A 17,737-nucleotide genomic window follows, 5' to 3' on the forward strand; every position below is an offset into this window, starting at 1 on the left:
TACTCTTTCCGAGCTCGGTGTGAAGCGTTATTCCTTGCTGATACACGTCTCGACCGCACTATTCCGGCAGTTGGAGACCATAGTTCATTTGAAGTGGAAGATTCATTAAAATGAGTGAAATAAGCCAAGCACAACCTGACTACAATTATAAAGTAGTTAGGCAATTTACCATCATGACCATAGTCTGGGGTATTGTAGGTATGGGCCTAGGGGTATTTATTGCCGCGCAACTATTTGCACCTATGCTTAACTTCGATACACCATGGCTAACATTCTCACGTTTGCGCCCGTTGCACACTAATGCCGTTATATTTGCCTTCGGCGGCTGTGCGCTATTTGCAACGTCGTACTACATCGTTCAGCGTACCTGCCAGGTAAGACTGTTCAGTGACAAGCTTGCCGCGTTTACCTTTTGGGGTTGGCAGGCCGTAATCGTTTTAGCTGTTATTACTCTGCCTATGGGTTTAACTAGCACAAAAGAATACGCTGAACTAGAATGGCCAATAGATATCCTATTGGCACTGGTTTGGGTCGCTTATATCATCAACTTCTTCGGAACCCTAGTAATCCGTAAAGTGTCGCACATTTATGTAGCGAACTGGTTCTTAGGTGCGTTCATGCTAACTGTTGCAGTTCTTCATATTGGTAACAGCATGGCTATTCCGGTGTCTTTCACTAAATCGTATTCACTGTATGCAGGCGCCGTAGATGCGATGATGCAGTGGTGGTACGGCCATAACGCGGTAGGTTTCTTCCTGACTGCGGGTTTCCTTGGTATGATGTATTACTTCGTGCCTAAGCAAGCTGGTCGCCCGGTGTATTCATACAGACTTTCAATTGTTCACTTTTGGGCACTTATTTCTCTGTATATCTGGGCTGGTCCACACCACCTTCACTACACTGCCCTACCAGACTGGACTCAGTCACTCGGTATGGTGATGTCTATTATCTTATTCGTTCCATCTTGGGGTGGTATGATTAACGGTATCATGACGCTATCCGGCGCGTGGCATAAGCTTCGCACTGACCCAGTACTGCGTTTCCTAATTGTTTCATTGTCTTTCTACGGTATGTCTACCTTCGAAGGTCCAATGATGGCAATTAAAACCGTTAACGCTTTATCTCACTACACTGACTGGACAATTGGTCACGTACACTCTGGTGCACTAGGTTGGGTTGCAATGGTTTCAATTGGTTCAATTTACCACTTAATTCCAGTGCTATTCGGTCAGCGTGCAATGTACAGCACCAAGCTAGTTAACGTGCATTTCTGGTTAGCAACTATCGGTGTTGTTCTTTACATCGTAGCAATGTGGATGTCTGGTGTACTTCAGGGTCTAATGTGGCGTGCAGTAAATGCTGACGGTACGTTAACCTATAGCTTTGTTGAGTCATTAGAAGCGTCTAAGCCGTTCTACGTGGTTCGTTTCATTGGTGGTTGTTTCGTGGTAACGGGTATGCTTGTTATGGCATACAACACATGGAAAACCGTTCGTGCACCTAAAGGCAGTATCGCTGCAGATCCAGCGACTCAGCCAGCGTAGTAAAGGAGACGAATAATGAAAAACGCACATGAGTTAATTGAAAAGAACGTCGGTCTGTTAACGGTATTAATTCTTATCGCTATCAGCTTTGGTGCCATGGTGCAAATTACGCCGTTGATGTTTCAACAGCAAACCATGGAACCGGTAACAGGCTTACGTCCATATACCGCGCTTGAGCTTGAAGGCCGTGACATTTACATCCGTGAAGGTTGTGTAGGTTGTCACAGCCAGATGATTCGTCCATTCCGCGCAGAAACTGAACGTTATGGTCACTACAGCGTTGCTGGTGAGTCAGTATGGGAACACCCTTTCCTTTGGGGTTCTAAGCGTACTGGGCCTGACTTAGCACGTGTTGGTGGTCGTTACAGTGATGAATGGCACCGAGTTCACCTGCTTAATCCTCGTAACGTTGTACCAGAGTCGAATATGCCAGGGTTTCCTTGGCTTGCGGAAAACACGCTAAATGGCGAGTTAACAGCTAAAAAAATGGAAGTATTCCGTGGCTTTGGCGTTCCGTATACCGACGAAGATATCGCGGGTGCGAAAGCGGCAGTACAGGGTAAAACGGAAATGCAGGCCCTTATTGCTTACCTTCAGTCTCTTGGCACACATTTGAAATAATATGGATCAAGGAATTGTAGGCAGCATTTTTACTGTCATCGTCTTTGTAAGCTTCATCGGTGTTGTGTGGTGGGCGTTTAGCGGCCGCAACAAGAAGAAATTCGATGAAGCTGCAAATTTACCGTTTGCAGACGAAGAAAAAGAAAAATCAAAAGAAGATTAGCAGGAGTCTCGAACTCATGAGTATGTTTTGGACAATTTGGATTTCAGTGATAACCCTAGGGTTGATCATTGGTTGCTACTTCCTTCTGCGCTGGTGCCTGTCTAACAAGACCGGCGTAGCTGAAGGCGAGTCAATGGGGCACGAATTTGATGGTATTGAGGAGTTGAACAACCAACTTCCTCGCTGGTGGACAATTATGTTCTACATGACCATCGTTTGGGGCTTTTTATATCTAGCGCTTTATCCTGGCCTAGGTGCGTATGAAGGTATTTTGGGCTGGAAGAGCTCTAACCAAAATATTCAATCACTAGAAGAGTCTGTTCAAGCGCGTATCGACGCTAAAGAGCAAGGCTACCTAGTAGAATATGACCGTGAACTAGATTTCGCTGCCGAGAAGTTCGACCCGATCTTCGAAGCGTATGCACAAGTTCCTGTTGAAGAACTGGCTAAAGACCCAGAAGCAAATAAAGTAGGTCAGCGTTTGTTCCTACAAAATTGCTCTCAGTGTCACGGTTCTGATGCACGTGGTCAAAATGGCGGCTTCCCTAACCTAACCGATAACGATTGGTTATACGGCGGTTCAGGTGCGAAAATCGTTGAAACCCTTACGCTTGGTCGTAAGGCAGCAATGCCAGCATGGCTTGATGCGATGGGTGAAGACGGTATCGAAGAAGTGGTTAACTACGTACTTAGCCTAAGCGGTCGCGATGTGGACCCTCAGCTTGCAGAAGCGGGTAAAGCGCGTTTCGCAGCATGTGCGGCATGTCATGGTATGGATGGTAAAGGTAACCAAATGCTTGGGGCACCAAACCTTACCGATAATATCTGGCTTTACGGCGGCAGCCACAGAGCAGTTACAGAAACGCTTACTTATGGTCGTAACGGTGTAATGCCTTCATTCAAGAAAACCTTGGGTGAAGACAAAATTCACGTTGTTGCAGCGTACGTTTATAGCCTTTCAAATGATTAATGATTTAAATCATTAAATATCTTAGAAAGCCTCGTTACTACGAGGCTTTTTTTATGAGAAAATACAGCGATATACAAAGTGCTGTAGCGAGTGAAATTCAGACACTTTTATCTAATATTACTGACACTCTATTTGTGGGTACTACCTAACAGTGAAGCGTTTTAGGCAGTATTTATAAATATGTTGTTAGCGAATTAATCAAGAGTAAAAATTCTAATGAATAGACCCTGGTATAAAGAGTTCTGGCCTTGGTTCTTAATTGCCGTTCCAGTTATTACCCTGATCATGGGCGGTGTGTTGCTCAATCTTGCAATATCTACAGAAGATAGTCTGGTAATCGACGACTATTACAAAGAAGGTAAAGCAATCAACGCAAGTCTAGACAAAGAAGCCGTTGCAAAGCGTTTAAACATAACGTCGGACTTAACTATTACAGATGGCAGCATTGCCCTTGAATTTCACTCAGGTATTCCACAAGACGGAAACGCCGTTAAACTCAGTTTTTATCACGTGACGCTGGAAGATCGTGACGTAAGCGTATTGCTAAGCCGTGATGCCAACGGAATTTATCGCGGTTTTGTAGAAGAAAGTTTAGATGGTAAATGGCGAGTGTCGCTAACGCCAATTGACGAAAGTTGGAAAATTCAAAACACGATCTACCTTCCCCATGAGGGAAAAATAAAATTTAATCCGTAATGGCAGAGCACGATTGTTACCATTGTGGCTTGCCCATAGCGAACCACGACGAGGATAAGTTTAAAACGGTTATTTTAGGTCAGCAGCGCGACATGTGTTGCCCGGGCTGTTTAGCAGTGGCCGAAGCTATCGTATCGAATGGCCTTGAAGACTATTATCAGTTCAGAACTGAACCTGCTAAAAAGTCTGACGACGGCATTTTAGAAACCATCGATAAACTTAAGGTGTATGACGACCCCTCCCTGCAGGAGGAATTTGTTTTCGATGAAGGTCAAGATAAGCAGATACAGTTGACCCTTGAAGGTATTACTTGTGCGGCCTGTGGTTGGTTAATTGAAAAACAACTTTCGAAAGTAGAAGGCATAAAGCAAGTTGCGGTCAACGTTCAAGAGCGTCGCGCGCTAGTTACTTGGTCGCCACTGCAAATAAAGCTTAGCCAAATTCTTTCTACGCTGAAAAGAATAGGCTATGTAGGCTCGCCGTTTCATCCTGATGAACACGAGGCCAGCTATAAACGTGAGCAAAAAACCTTTCTGAAAAAGCTAGGGCTAGCGGGCATCATGACCATGCAGGTCATGATGTTAATGACAGGTCTCTACTTTGACTGGTTTGGTGCCATTGAGTTAGAAACCAGACAATATTTTTACTGGGTTGCGCTGACGCTAACAACCCCTGTTGTACTGTATTCTGGCAGCACTTTTTATATTGGAGCTGCCAAAGCGTTAAGCGCAAAAACGGTTAATATGGACGTTCCGGTTACGCTCGCCATTTTCGGTACTTACATTGCCGGAATACGCTCTACGGTTCTTGAACAAGGCGAAGTGTATTTTGAGTCTATCTGTATGTTCATTTTCCTGCTGTTACTCAGCCGGTTTTTGGAACATCGTAGCAGGCATCGCGCTGCGCAGATCTCCGCTAACATGATGCAATATGTCCCGGTTTCAGCCACGAAGTTAATGTCAGATGGCAGCGTTACCGAATGTCTAGCAAAACAACTACGAATAAACGACGTAGTACTGGTTAAACCCGGAGAGACAATTCCTATCGATGGCGTAGTAACCGAAGGTCATGCATCGGTTGACGAATCTATGCTTACCGGCGAGTTTAACCCCGTACGCAAAGAGAACAATAGCGTTGTTTACGGGGGTACGGTGTGTCAAGACGGCAGCCTAACTATTATCGTAACCCAAACCCTCAAAAACGCACTGGTAAACCAAATCGTCAGGCTCCAAGCAAGTGCAATGGCTAGCAAGCCAAAAGCTGCGCAAATAGCGGATAATTTTTCTCGATACTTCGTTACCGCCGTGCTGATGATCTCAGCGTTAACCTATGGATTTTGGTCGTTCCAAGGTAGCGACGATGCCTTTTGGATAACCATATCAGTGCTCGTTGCAACCTGCCCTTGCGCACTAGGTTTAGCCACACCATCAGCACTCACCTGTGCTATGGCAAAACTGAACAAGCAAGGTATTTTGATTAAACGCGCCGATGCCTTAGAGCAAATTACGGGCATTGATACCATTGCACTAGATAAAACAGGCACACTTACGCAAGGCAAATTCACCATTTCAAATGCTTGGTATGCTGACGGCGTAGATAGTGACACGGCACTCTCTATCGCACGCGCGCTCGAGTCGCGCTCTGAGCATCCCATAGCGAAAGCATTCACAGAGAATAATACCCTTGGCGATGATAGCGCATCCGATTACACCGTTTATAAGGTAGTCAATTTTACTGTAGCGCCCGGAGGCGGAATATGTGGCGAAATCAATGACACCATGTTTTCAATGGGCTCTGCTGCGTTTTGCGTTCACGAGTCACAGCAAGAATTCATTGAAGACTACCCTTCAGCTAACGTCTATCTCACTGTTAAAGGCCGTATTATGGCAGCGTTTGAAGTGCGAGATACGCTTCGTGCTGATACGCAAGAAACCCTCGATATCTTGGCAAAAAGCCATAGGCTTACAGTCTTAAGCGGCGATACACAAAAAAACGTGGACTCACTAACTGCGTCATTGCCAATCGAAACAGCCAAAGGTGGGCTTACACCAGAACTTAAATACGAAGCTGTTCAAGCTATGCAGCAAGCGGGAGCCAAAGTAATGATGATGGGGGACGGTATCAACGATGCACCTGTTCTTGCCAGTGCAGACGTGGCAATAGCGGTTGGCAATGCTACCGATGTTGCTAAGACAGCAGCAGATGTTATTTTGCTTGGCGATCAACTTTTATCTGTTCCAACGCTTATAAGCACTTCTCACCAAGTGAAGAAGAAAATAAGACAGAACATAGGCTGGTCTGTAGGATACAATGTTTTGATTCTGCCCTTCGCCGTGTCTGGGCTACTTTCTCCGTGGATGGCTGTTGTAGGTATGTCGTTAAGCAGTATTATTGTCGTTACAAACTCAACGCGACTTTTGAGCAAATAGCATGAGCATTATTTACGTATTAATTCCAATCGCCATCATTATTGTTGCTGTCGCTATTGTAATTTTCTTTTGGGCGGTAAAGACCAATCAGTTTGATGATTTAGACCGACAAGGCTACAGCATTCTTTTCGATGATGATTTGTCACCTGAAGAAAAAAAATTAGCAGAACAGCGCAAGCAGCTTCAAGAGAGCAAGGCAATCAAGAACAAAGAAGATAATGGACGGGATTAACTACTTCTCTGCTTTTCTTATCGGCTTGGCGGGCGGTGTTCATTGTGTGGGAATGTGTGGAGGGATCGTTGCGGCGCTCAGAATGGTCTCGCCAAAAGGCTCATCCGCTGTACCCTATACACTCGCTTACAACATGGGCCGGATTGCCAGCTATACGATTGCCGGTGCAATCACTGGCGCATTAGGAAAAATTGCGTCAGATTTCGTTCCCCTTGCCAGCTATGTCCTATCTCTTTTTAGCGGTGTTATGTTGCTTTTACTCGCTTGTTATTTAGGGAAATGGTGGACAGGCCTAACCCTTTTGGAAAGCGCAGGTAAAGGTCTATTTTCCAAACTTCAGCCTCTCTCTAAGCGGTTTTTACCGTTCAAAACCCCATTTAGCGCAATACCTTATGGCTTTATTTGGGGTTGGTTACCCTGCGGGCTTGTGTATTCAACCCTAACCTGGTCATTGGCCGCAGGCAACGCGTTACAAGGCGCGGGTATTATGTTTTTCTTTGGGTTGGGAACCTTACCCACCCTGCTTGCCGCCAGCGCAGGTAGTCAATATCTAGTGAGTACTTTTCAGCAAAGCGGCGTAAGACAACTTATTGCAAGTATAATGGCTATCTATGCTATTTATCTTATTCAGGGCGCAATCCTATAAAAAAATAGGTATTATTGTCGTGTATAAATTATAAAGAGCAGGTTTTATGAGCAAAGGAAGCCAATTTTCAATCCACTGTCAGAACTGTAGTTTCAGCCATCTCTGTCTGCCTGTTGCATTAAACAAGACAGAAATTGAGTCTTTAGACGACATCATTGAGCGTAAAAAACCGCTGCATAAAGGCGATACGCTTATTCAAACTGGCGATACATTTCGTTCGCTCTTTGCCGTAAGAACCGGTTCTTTCAAGTCGTTCGTTACCAACTCTGAAGGTGAGGAGCAAATTACAGGTTTTCATTTTCCCGGCGACATTATCGGCTTCGATGCGCTGCGCGAAAATAAGCACCAGAGCTACACTTCTGCATTAGAAACAGCGATGGTCTGTGAACTTCCCTATGAAATATTAGATGAAATGTCGGTTCAGTTTCCGAAACTGCGCCATCAGATAATGAGCTTCATGAGTGCAGAGATAAAGCAGGATCACGACATGATCATGCTTCTCAATAAACGAACAGCAGAAGAACGCTTACTCTATTTTATCTCCCACCTATCGCAAAGATTTGAGGAGCGAGGCTTTTCTCATCGTGAGTTTCATTTAACGATGACACGAAATGAGATTGGCAATTACCTCGGTTTAACGATAGAAACCATAAGCCGCCTGTTAAGTCGTTTCCAAAAAGAAAACATTATAAAGGTAGATGGCAAACTCATTACCATTCTAGATTTTGCACTGTTAGAAAATAAACTGTCTGCCCTTAACGGACCAAGTGTTGTATGTAGCGGCTAAGTTGTCTCTTTGTTTAAATCATTCAGGAACGCGCGTTATGCGCGTTTTTCATTTCCTTCATTTTTCTTACCCGCCCAAGCCCCCATAAATCGTCACACTAAAAATGCCTAAGAGAGTTGTAAATTCTTGACCCAAAACAACACGTTTTTTCAAATGTCGTTTATAGTTAGTGAAGATGGACTAGAAAAATAGCTTTATTTATCGTCACATCAAGCTGTGTGCTTACTGGAGGGTGTTATGATTGAATATAAACGAATTCTTGCCGTGGTAGATGCTGAACGGGACAACCAACCTGCTTTAAGTCGAGCCTATGAACTCGCGTCGAAAACAGGTGCAACAGTGACCGCAATGATGGTGGTCTACGATCTATCTTATGATATGACCACCATGCTAAGCCCAGATGAGCGCGAAGCCATGCGCGATGCAGTAACTAAAGAGCAAGGCAAGTGGCTTTCTGAGCAACTTAGGAAACAAGGCTTTGCTGATACCGATATTGTAGTTGAGTGGAACAACCGTGCTTTTGAGTCAATTATTTACTACACGCTTAACAACCAAATTGATCTAGTGGTAAAAGCGACAAAGAACCACGATGATTTAGCCTCTGTCATTTTCACACCAACAGACTGGCATTTAATGCGTAAGTGCCCTCGCCCAGTGTTATTGGTTAAAGAGCATGATTGGCCAGAAGGTGGTGAGATCATCGCAGCCGTAAACGTAGGAAGTGAAGACGACGAACATGCTGCGCTTAATGACAAGCTTACAATTATTGCAAACGATTATGCGGCCTTATTGAAAGGAAATGTGAATTTAGTCAACAGCTATCCTTCTACTCCACTAAACATTGCGATAGAAGTTCCGGAGTTCGACCCCGATACCTATCATGATGCGGTTAAAAATCACCATCAATCCGAAATGCGTCGCCATGCTCAACAATATGGCATTTCCGAAGAGAAATGCATTGTAAAAGAAGGTTTGCCCGAAAAAGTTATTCCCCACGTAGCCAAAACCATCGACGCTGAACTTGTTATCATCGGAACTGTAGGCCGCGTGGGCATTTCAGCCGCGCTTATCGGAAATACAGCAGAGCATGTGATCGACGAACTTAACTGTGACGTTTTGGCTATTAAGCCAGATGGCTTTGTTCCACCGCTTAAGGTACAAAATTAACGACACAACCATGGTTTAAAAAAGGCGCTTTATTGTATAATGCTTGCTTTATCACAAACCAAGCTAGTGAATTATGAGTTTAGGCACAAGCAGCGTTGAGCCATCTGCATTGAACGCTGCACAAAGTAAGCAAAAGTACAACTTCAACAAACTTCAAAAACGTCTTCGTCGCAACGTGGGTAAAGCCATTGCCGACTTTGGCATGATTGAGAATAATGACAAGGTGATGGTGTGTCTATCTGGTGGGAAAGACAGCTACACCATGCTCGATATTTTGATGTTTTTAAAGAAGATTGCGCCTATTCACTTCGATATCGTTGCGGTAAATCTTGACCAAAAACAGCCAGGTTTTCCAGAGCACATCCTGCCGGCTTATCTAGACGAAATTGGTGTTGAGTATAAAATCGTTGAAGAAGACACTTACTCAATTGTAAAAGATAAAATTCCCGAGGGAAAAACAACCTGTTCGCTGTGCTCACGATTACGTCGGGGCATTTTATATAGAACGGCTAAAGAACTTGGCGCAACTAAAATTGCGCTAGGTCACCACCGTGATGACATGCTAGAAACCTTTTTCCTCAACATGTTTCATGGTGGCAAACTTAAATCTATGCCCCCTAAATTGGTCAGCGATAACGGCGAGCACATCGTTATTCGCCCTTTAGCATACTGCACTGAAAAAGATATTGAAAAATATTCTCAGGCAGCAGCGTTTCCTATTATTCCTTGTAACCTTTGCGGCTCTCAAGAAAACCTGCAGCGTCAAAACATTAAAGCTATGCTTCAAGACTGGAATCGCAGGTTTCCTGGTCGTATCGAATCGATGTTTAGGGCACTTCAAAATGTGGCCCCCTCTCATTTAATAGACAGCAATCTTCACGACTTTAAATCTATTACAACCCAAGACGGCCCCGTTGAAGATGGCGACATAGGCTTTGATCAACCTTCTTTTTCCACTGAAAATACATCCTCGTTAAGTGATGATGAGCACACTATTGAAGTGGTAAATATTATGGAACCCAGATAAATGAAAATTGGACTTGCGTTAGGTGCCGGTGCTGCCAGGGGTTGGACGCACATAGGTATTATTCAAGCTTTAGAAAAGTTAGGCGTTAAAATTGACGTGGTAGCAGGATGCTCTATAGGTGCGTATGTTGGCGCCGCCTACGCAAGTGGCAAGCTGGAAGGGCTTAAAGAATGGGCATGCTCTCTTAGCGATTGGCAAGTACTTGCCTTGATGGGTGTTGGCCTAAGACGCGGCGGTATTGCAAGCGGTCAAAAGGTGTTTGATAAGCTAGCAAATGAGTTTTGTGAATCTTCATACGAGGCAATGCAAAAGCCGTTTGCTACCGTCGCTACCGATCTTTATACCGGCCGTGAAGTGGTATTTAATTCAGGCCCTATCGGCGATACCATTCAAGCCTCATGTGCAATCCCTGCCCTTTTTTCGCCCGTGGCCCACGGCGATAGGTGGTTAGTTGATGGGGCGGTTGTTAATCCGGTGCCCGTCAACTTATGTCGGCAATTAGGCGCAGACTTTGTGATTGCGGTTAATCTTAATGCTGATTTTCGCCCTATTCGTCTTGAAAAGTTGAGACAAGATCACGAAGAGAATGAGCGTAAAACCGAGGACTTCTTTACTAAGAGTCAAAATGTTTTGCGTCAGTGGTTTTCTCCAGACAACAAAGATGAAAAAGCGTCGGAAACCAACAATGATGAACTAGATGTAAACGCAACTGATAACGTGGAAAGCGAAGACGGTGTCGCTTCTGAAGTCATTGAAAAAGTTGAGGAGGAATTCACTGAGGTACCAGCAAAGGTAAATAAACGAAATCCTCCAGGTATTATGAGCGTGATGAGCAGTTCTCTTGAAATACTCCAGGCCCGCGTCACTCGCTCTCGATTGGCAGGCGATCCGCCTGACATCCTCATTGAACCTCAGCTCACTGACGTTGGCATCATGGAATTTCACAGGGCCGAAGAGCTATGCGCGAAAGGCGAAGAGACTATCGCGCGTTTAGCCGAGCAAATTAGGTATCAATTATTGACGTAGATAGAACTCGTCAACAATTAGCTTGATGCCATTGCGGTAATACGAAGTGGCGCATGAGGCAACGTTAAACCTTTTGCGTCATCTATCCAATCTTGCTCAATCTGCAGAACACCATTATTTATTTGCACACCCTGAGGCGTTATAAAGTCTAGATTCTTATCATCAAACTGAATCATAAGGCCTTTGACTGAAGGCATCATAAAAGATAGGAAACTTCCCATTTCATTAAAGAAGGCTTCATACTGCTCATATAAAAAAGTAAGCTCTTCTTTTTTGTAATACTGCTTCAGGTATTCGGGCTTAGTCTCAAGTTGAACCGACATATCGCACACATTTGCTCGCTCGACTAAGTCAATTCTCACTAAGGCGTTAGCTAGTTTGAGTGCTCTCTCCGTCGGAACAGTAAAACGTCCTTCGTCGCTGACCTCTAACTCCATGGTTTTTTTGTCCGTGACGATAGAAGCCGCATTAACTCCACATAAACGTCCTTCGCCAACTCGGACAAAACCGAAAGCAAACTGGAGCGCTTGCGTGTCTTCATTATCTAATTTTTTTACATGGCTATAGAAACGGCTGTACTCAACGTCAATCGTTTCAGCAACAACCTGTGTACTGCTAAAACCAATGACAAAAGATGATGCTAAAAATAGTGCCGCGCGTATCATTCGGATAAAAACTCCTCGTTAAATCGGATCATGGTTTGAAGCTCTTCAACATAAGCAGCTCCGCGCTCAGAGTAATTCATCAGCCCCTCGGCCAACGCCACTCCCGTGATAGGTATTTGGTTTGCGCGCAATCTACTGCGTATTTCTCTTAAATCAGCATAAGCATCGTGACGATTTAGGTTGCGCATATAGGTATATGTTGCTCTAGATAAGTTATTGAACTTAGCGACTTCATGAGAAGCGCCGTCATTCCTGCGATTTGGAACAAAACCACACCCTTTTGAAAAGCACCACAAACCAAAGAAGTTATAGCCTTTTCTTGCGAAGCGACTTGTTCCCCATGCCGACTCATTCGCAGCTTGAACTAAAACCAATTCGACGGGTAACACGTCTATTTTTTGCAGCAAGGCGGGTAGTTTTACTTTGAGAGGCTGCGTTGACTTAACGCGATACTCTTCCTCAAGCCACGCCAATCTTTCTACATCATCTTTTGAAAGTGGCTCGTCTACCAATGCTTTCCTGTAAAGGGTCTGCACATAATGTCTAAGCGTCAGAAGATAAGCATTTTGCTTTTCTACCTCAGGCCTTAAGTAATTGAAGAACGCCTCCTTTTTCTCTTTTACATCCGTATAGACAGAGAAATCAGGCACTGGCTTGTTGTCTTTTACCGTTTGCGGAACATCAAGAATATCCGGCTCGTCTTTTGTAAAGATAATAGCGTTAATAACAATTACCGCCAAAACCCCTAACGTAATAAGGACAATTTTAAACGTTTCTCGCTTATGCATCAAAGCTTGACTCATTCACATCATTTACAGATGCTTCCGTGCCCACTCCTTGCTCGCCAATCAATTCCTGATAGAGCAATCCCATCATACTAAAATAGAAAGGTAACACCCAAATTAAAGACAGACCAAAGGTGAGCGGCACCGACGCGAACAGTAGAAAGAACACACCGAAGACACTCGCAATTTGCGACCAGTAAGCATTAAACACGCGACAAGATAAAATGATAGCGCTTATAGGCGTTAGTTTCCTATCGGCCACTAACATAAGCGAAAACGACGAGGCTAAATAAAAATACACGCCCGGTAAAATGAGTAGCATCATCCCTAACTGAAAAAGAATGCTATTCACTAACTGCGTTAACGCTAACAACAAAACGAGGGGAAAAAACTGAAAAACAGTAAAAACAGATGTTTTAATGCCCCGCGCGACGAACACGCCCATCATATACAAACCGCTTAGCAGCGGAGCAACAATGAAAATCGCCACAATTTCTATAATAGACTGATGCTCAAAAACGTAAGTACCATCATCGTTTATAGTGATGTATTGCTGTGCAAATACACCCAACACAACGAACGTTAAAAACAACACCACGCTACCTTGTAATAGCGAAGAAAAATTTGCTTTTGTTAACCCAGCAGCACGGCGCAGTAAGCCCTTGATATCGAAGTGATACTGTTTTGCTAACGTATTGTTTAATCGGTCAGTGTTTACGTCTTTCACACAACTCTCTTAATTTCTGGAAATCTACGGGATTATATCAATTCGCGTAAACAAATGCCTGCCTGTATGCTAAACAAAAGTTAACCCAGTACCAGCTTTGCTGCTAAACCGACAAGTAATACGCCCATAGCGCGGTCTAGCCAATACCCTTTTTTACCAATTAGTTCAGCGACTCTACTCGTGCTTAAAAGATAAGAGAGGAAGCAGAACCAAAGCCCTGTCGCTATAGCCAAATAAATACCATAACCTAACTTTACGGCAAAAGGGGTATCGATACTGATGATTGCTGTAAAAAGAGAAAGAAAGAAAAGTGTTGCTTTTGGGTTGAGACCATTGGTTAAAAAACCCATCCACACCGCACGTTTAGCTGAAATTTGCGTGCTCTTCTTTTCAAATGAAGGGGTCTCATCCTGCTTGACCGGCCCACTTTTAAGCGCGCCAAAAGCCAGATAAAGCAAATATGCGGCAGCTGCATAGCTAAAGGTGGTAAATAACCAAGGTGTCGTGGCGATAACTACGCTCAGCCCCACAAGCGAATAAGCAACATGCAGCAATATCGCTAAACCGATCCCCACGCTAGTATATAGCGCGATGCGTCTTCCGTACGCTACGCTATTTCGCACCACCACAGCAAAATCAGGCCCTGGGCTTGCCACTGCAACAAGGTGTACAAGTGCAATGGTAAGGAATTCGTTCATATACTGCATCTTGCGCCTCCTACAGCGCGTATTTTGAAATTAAGTTGTCTACCCATCGGGGAACGATATGTGACGCTGGACCGGTTAACGATTCATCGAATAAGGCATTTGTTGCGCCCGGTGCTAAATTTGCTTCAATGGTGTGTGCACCGCTTTCTTTTGCAATCTGAACAAAACCCGCAGCCGGGTAAACATTGCCCGATGTGCCAATAGCAACAAATAAATCTGCGTTTGCTAATGCACTGTATATTTCATCCATATACATGGGCATTTCACCAAACCACACAATATCCGGCCTTAATGTGACCCGATTACAGCATGGGCATTTCGAGGTATGGTCAAAACTATCGCGCCATTCAAACGTTTCCTGAGAAATTGCGCATCGGGCTGACAGCAGTTCACCGTGCATGTGATAAACATTTTTGCTTCCGCCACGCTCATGAAGATCGTCTACGTTCTGCGTAACCAGCATTACATTATCACCGAATATGGTTTCAAGCTTTGCAAGCGCCATATGAGCGGCATTCGGCTTAACATCGTCTTCCTGAAGCTGAGCGCGCCGAGCATTGTAGAAACGATAGACCAAACTGGGGTTTCGCTCAAAAGCTTCTGGCGTGGCAACGTCTTCTACACGATGGTTTTCCCAAAGGCCATCATTGTCTCTAAAGGTTTTGAGCCCTGACTCTGCGGAAATACCTGCGCCCGTAAGTACAACTATTTTTGGTAGCGTGTTTTTAGTGTTCATAAACGTGATTCAAACGTGAGATATGCGAGCAGATTTGGTCATAACCTTACCCCAGGTTAAAACAAATAACAGCCATCGCACACATCTTTATTTTGTATGGTCATTAATGACAGGAAATTGTGTATCAGCGCCCCACTCCGACCATGAACCATCGTAAATTGACACTTGAGTAGCTCCACACATCAAGGCAGCTACGCCAATAATACACGCGGTAACACCCGAACCACAGGTACAGATAATAGGCTTGTCTAAATTGATATTTGCTTGCTCAAAAACCTTGTTCAGTTCTTCCTTGGCAAGGAAATGGCCGTTTTTTAGAAGTGTATCGAATGGAACATTATACGCGCCCGGCATGTGTCCCGACCTCACGCCTTGACGAGGCTCTGGCACCTCGCCTTTGAAACGGAGCGCATTACGAGCATCAACTAACTGCGCTTCGGTGTTTAATGCTTGAAGAACAGCGCTGGAATTTGCAAACCAGCCTGGGCAAGGCGTGGCCTGATAGGTTAATTTTCCATATTGCTGCTGTTCAGAAATAGGAAGGCCTGCGTTTTCCCAAGCCGGTTGCCCACCATCTAATATGTAAACGTCTTGATGACCAATAGCTTTTAACATCCACCATACGCGTGGCGCGCTGTACATGCCACGAGTATCATAAACTGCTATTGGTGTGTTAGCCGTAATACCTTGGTTGCCCAAATAAATTGCAAGAGCATCTGCAGAAGGCATGCTATGAGGAAATCCTGTGGTGTGATCGCTACCGTCTCCATCTAAATCAATGTCGACAGATGCTGGCAACACCATCGCGTTTCGCGCGTCAGGCGTTTTAGAAACGGGGTCATCCATCAGTGCCCGCACAAGCGTAACAGGCTTTTGCTGCATTATGTTGGCTAAATCACCTACTGAAATTAACGCCGACGTCATAGCATTCTCCTTAATGACACCCACCGAAGCGGGTGTCTCTTTCTATACCGGCCTTAGTAAGCAATAAAGCTAGCGCTAAAAACCGGACTACTATTAGCGATATTATCTAATATCAAAAAGCACTGACTTAACTATTATCGCTAAAAAACGTTAACCCAATGCAGCAATGGCTGCTTCGTAGTTAGGTTCTTCAGTTGTCTCTGCAACCTGCTCTGTGTAAATCACCTTGCCTTCTGTATCGATAACCACTACTGAGCGAGAAAGAAGGCCTGTTAGAGGCGCAGATTCGAAGGTCACGCCGTAATCGTCGCCAAAGCTTGAACGGAACGTAGAACCGGTAAGTACGTTTTCGATACCTTCTGCACCACAAAAACGGCCAGCAGCAAACGGTAAGTCAGCAGAAACACAAATTACTGTAGTGTTGTCTAGCTTCGACGCTTCCTCGTTGAATTTACGTACTGACGTTGCACAGGTACCCGTGTCAATCGACGGAAAGATATTGAGTACTACGTTTTTACCTGCTAGTTCAGACAGTGTCACTTCGCCCAAATCTGTTTTGACAAGGGTAAATGCTGGTGCACTTGAACCCACTTCTGGTAGTTGACCCTTTGTTTTAACTTCATTACCTTGAAAAGTAACAGATGCCATTGGCTTTCTCCGTGATTTATTGAATTAAAATAGTGGATGTAAAACAACAGTTTCGCAAATTAAAGTGACGGTTTTTATACGCTATCTTTAACCTGCGATTCGGCAAACGCAAGCTTGTGCTGCAAATGTGGCTTACCTTTTAAATATTCCCGTCTAAACACGCTGAAATAATGCGCTAACGTTTGTGCTCCTTGCTTTTGATCGGCTAGTGCTAAAACGCTTATACCAACCTCAGCGGTACAATGTTGAAAATCATGTGTAGATTCTCGCAGCAGATAGTCTGAAGCCGCATCCATGCTTACGCCTAACACAGGAAAATTATGTAAATAAGGGCTCTTAGCAAACATTTTTTTTGCTTCACGCCATGTTCCATCCAAAAAGATAAATAGTAACGTTTTGCCCGTATTCAATGGCGGCGTGTGAATACAGCGATCAATTGCCGCATATTCGTGTGGAAATACCACAATGGGGAAGTATTTTTCGTCACCAAGGATGCGCATCAACTCGTCATCAGGGTCAGTGCGCTTCCATAAAAATGCGTGATTATCTCTCACTACATCTGCAATTAAGCGCCCTGTATTGGTAGGCTTGTAGTATTCACCTTTGTACATCAGAAATAAAACTGCCACGTCAGTGCCAGCTTCAGGCTTGTAAGTGCAAATACAATTTTGCGTTGGTAGCAGGCACGCATCACATCGAACTACTTTGCTACCACGGGCGAGAAATGGACGTTCAGAACGAGAAAGTTCGTCTAAACGAAGTGACATAATGGAATTCAAGTTAATGCGTCTTTGCCAAAATTTTTTACGGATTTTACCATAGTAATACGCGGTGAAAGAGCGTAAAAAGCGAGAAATGAATGGATTCTGAAATGCCTGGTATGGCAAAAACGGTATCGCAAATGTTCCAAAAAGATCCCACTGAGATCCCATCAAAAACAAAATTAGCGTATACTATTGATTTAGAATGGAAAATATTGGTGCCCGGGGCCGGACTTGAACCGGCACGCTGTTACCAGCGAGGGATTTTAAATCCCTTGTGTCTACCAATTTCACCACCCGGGCATCGGGTTGCTTTTCAGCAAAGGTGTCAGGCGTAGAACCTGATGCTGCGTTGCAGCTTATGGAGGCGGAACCCGGAGTCGAACCGAGATAGACGGATTTGCAATCCGCTGCATAGCCATTCTGCCATTCCGCCAGATGCGTCTGGCGCGTGATTAAAACATCTCTTTGAGAGA

Annotated in this window: 20 protein-coding genes and 2 tRNA genes; 12 read left to right on the top strand and 10 right to left on the bottom strand. The window is 44.4% G+C overall.

Annotation, left to right across the window (positions count from 1 at the left end; translation table 11 throughout):
* Nucleotides 1-110: 110 nt before the first annotated feature.
* From ccoN to GVO62_RS10125, 12 genes are all read left to right on the top strand, one after another.
* Nucleotides 111-1,544: a cytochrome-c oxidase, cbb3-type subunit I gene (gene ccoN / locus GVO62_RS10070; RefSeq protein ID WP_159119000.1), complete on the top strand. Its 1,434-nt coding sequence runs from the start codon at nucleotides 111-113 to the stop codon at nucleotides 1,542-1,544.
* Nucleotides 1,545-1,559: 15 nt separating this feature from the next.
* Nucleotides 1,560-2,165, top strand: coding sequence for a cytochrome-c oxidase, cbb3-type subunit II (gene ccoO, locus GVO62_RS10075; RefSeq protein WP_159119002.1), 606 nt, complete (start codon nucleotides 1,560-1,562; stop codon nucleotides 2,163-2,165).
* A gap of 1 nt (nucleotide 2,166) precedes the next feature.
* The gene (locus GVO62_RS10080) at nucleotides 2,167-2,328 is read left to right on the top strand and encodes a cbb3-type cytochrome oxidase subunit 3 (RefSeq protein ID WP_012518547.1); all 162 of its coding nucleotides are present in this window, start codon (nucleotides 2,167-2,169) and stop codon (nucleotides 2,326-2,328) included.
* Nucleotides 2,329-2,344: 16 nt separating this feature from the next.
* Nucleotides 2,345-3,298, top strand: coding sequence for a cytochrome-c oxidase, cbb3-type subunit III (ccoP, locus tag GVO62_RS10085; protein WP_159119003.1), 954 nt, complete (start codon nucleotides 2,345-2,347; stop codon nucleotides 3,296-3,298).
* Between the two features lie 216 nt (nucleotides 3,299-3,514).
* Complete coding sequence (locus GVO62_RS10090; protein ID WP_159119005.1) at nucleotides 3,515-3,994, top strand: FixH family protein; 480 nt, start codon at nucleotides 3,515-3,517, stop codon at nucleotides 3,992-3,994.
* On the top strand, nucleotides 3,994-6,423 hold the full coding sequence (locus GVO62_RS10095) for a heavy metal translocating P-type ATPase (protein ID WP_159119007.1): 2,430 nt from the start codon (nucleotides 3,994-3,996) through the stop codon (nucleotides 6,421-6,423). The genes GVO62_RS10090 and GVO62_RS10095 overlap by 1 nt, the downstream gene beginning before the upstream one ends.
* Nucleotide 6,424: 1 nt before the next feature.
* Nucleotides 6,425-6,655: a cbb3-type cytochrome oxidase assembly protein CcoS gene (gene ccoS, locus GVO62_RS10100; protein ID WP_159119009.1), complete on the top strand. Its 231-nt coding sequence runs from the start codon at nucleotides 6,425-6,427 to the stop codon at nucleotides 6,653-6,655.
* Nucleotides 6,642-7,301 carry a sulfite exporter TauE/SafE family protein gene (locus GVO62_RS10105; RefSeq protein ID WP_159119011.1) on the top strand — a complete coding sequence of 220 codons (660 nt, stop codon included), beginning with the start codon at nucleotides 6,642-6,644 and terminating at the stop codon, nucleotides 7,299-7,301. Before ccoS ends, GVO62_RS10105 begins: the two co-directional genes overlap by 14 nt.
* 46 nt (nucleotides 7,302-7,347) lie before the next feature.
* Complete coding sequence (fnr, locus tag GVO62_RS10110) at nucleotides 7,348-8,088, top strand: fumarate/nitrate reduction transcriptional regulator Fnr (RefSeq protein WP_159119013.1); 741 nt, start codon at nucleotides 7,348-7,350, stop codon at nucleotides 8,086-8,088.
* A gap of 237 nt (nucleotides 8,089-8,325) precedes the next feature.
* Nucleotides 8,326-9,255: a universal stress protein UspE gene (uspE, locus tag GVO62_RS10115; protein WP_159119015.1), complete on the top strand. Its 930-nt coding sequence runs from the start codon at nucleotides 8,326-8,328 to the stop codon at nucleotides 9,253-9,255.
* 73 nt (nucleotides 9,256-9,328) lie between these two features.
* On the top strand, nucleotides 9,329-10,282 hold the full coding sequence (ttcA, locus tag GVO62_RS10120; RefSeq protein ID WP_159119017.1) for a tRNA 2-thiocytidine(32) synthetase TtcA: 954 nt from the start codon (nucleotides 9,329-9,331) through the stop codon (nucleotides 10,280-10,282).
* A complete protein-coding gene (locus GVO62_RS10125) occupies nucleotides 10,283-11,308 on the top strand; it encodes a patatin-like phospholipase family protein (RefSeq protein ID WP_159119018.1) in 1,026 nt (341 codons plus the stop codon).
* Between the two features lie 17 nt (nucleotides 11,309-11,325).
* On the opposite strand, the gene GVO62_RS10130 is transcribed toward GVO62_RS10125, so the two are convergent.
* The 10 genes from GVO62_RS10130 to GVO62_RS10175 all read right to left on the bottom strand — a co-directional run bounded on the left by GVO62_RS10130 (nucleotide 11,326) and on the right by GVO62_RS10175 (nucleotide 17,697).
* Nucleotides 11,326-11,973, bottom strand: a complete 648-nt coding sequence (locus GVO62_RS10130) for a DUF2987 domain-containing protein (protein WP_105931359.1) — start codon at nucleotides 11,971-11,973, stop codon at nucleotides 11,326-11,328.
* Nucleotides 11,970-12,761: a glucosaminidase domain-containing protein gene (locus GVO62_RS10135; protein WP_159119048.1), complete on the bottom strand. Its 792-nt coding sequence runs from the start codon at nucleotides 12,759-12,761 to the stop codon at nucleotides 11,970-11,972. The genes GVO62_RS10130 and GVO62_RS10135 overlap by 4 nt, the downstream gene beginning before the upstream one ends.
* The gene (locus GVO62_RS10140; RefSeq protein WP_159119027.1) at nucleotides 12,754-13,485 is read right to left on the bottom strand and encodes a stress protein; all 732 of its coding nucleotides are present in this window, start codon (nucleotides 13,483-13,485) and stop codon (nucleotides 12,754-12,756) included. The genes GVO62_RS10135 and GVO62_RS10140 overlap by 8 nt, the downstream gene beginning before the upstream one ends.
* Nucleotides 13,486-13,565: 80 nt before the next feature.
* On the bottom strand, nucleotides 13,566-14,192 hold the full coding sequence (locus tag GVO62_RS10145) for a LysE family translocator (RefSeq protein WP_159119029.1): 627 nt from the start codon (nucleotides 14,190-14,192) through the stop codon (nucleotides 13,566-13,568).
* Nucleotides 14,193-14,202: 10 nt separating this feature from the next.
* A complete protein-coding gene (cobB, locus tag GVO62_RS10150; protein ID WP_159119031.1) occupies nucleotides 14,203-14,928 on the bottom strand; it encodes a Sir2 family NAD+-dependent deacetylase in 726 nt (241 codons plus the stop codon).
* Between the two features lie 87 nt (nucleotides 14,929-15,015).
* Nucleotides 15,016-15,852 (bottom strand): sulfurtransferase, encoded by an 837-nt coding sequence (locus GVO62_RS10155; RefSeq protein ID WP_159119033.1) that lies wholly within the window; start codon nucleotides 15,850-15,852, stop codon nucleotides 15,016-15,018.
* A 150-nt stretch (nucleotides 15,853-16,002) separates the two neighbouring features.
* On the bottom strand, nucleotides 16,003-16,500 hold the full coding sequence (gene tpx / locus GVO62_RS10160; RefSeq protein WP_159119042.1) for a thiol peroxidase: 498 nt from the start codon (nucleotides 16,498-16,500) through the stop codon (nucleotides 16,003-16,005).
* Nucleotides 16,501-16,574: 74 nt separating this feature from the next.
* Entirely contained in the window at nucleotides 16,575-17,267 is a 693-nt protein-coding gene (locus tag GVO62_RS10165; RefSeq protein ID WP_159119050.1) for a tRNA-uridine aminocarboxypropyltransferase, read from the bottom strand.
* A gap of 210 nt (nucleotides 17,268-17,477) precedes the next feature.
* Nucleotides 17,478-17,564: transfer RNA gene (locus tag GVO62_RS10170), tRNA-Leu, on the bottom strand.
* A 59-nt stretch (nucleotides 17,565-17,623) separates the two neighbouring features.
* Nucleotides 17,624-17,697: transfer RNA gene (locus tag GVO62_RS10175), tRNA-Cys, on the bottom strand.
* Between the last annotated feature and the right edge of the window lie 40 nt (nucleotides 17,698-17,737).

The sequence above is a fragment of the Alteromonas sp. KUL150 genome, assembly GCF_009811475.1.
GTDB lineage: Bacteria > Pseudomonadota > Gammaproteobacteria > Enterobacterales > Alteromonadaceae > Alteromonas > Alteromonas gracilis.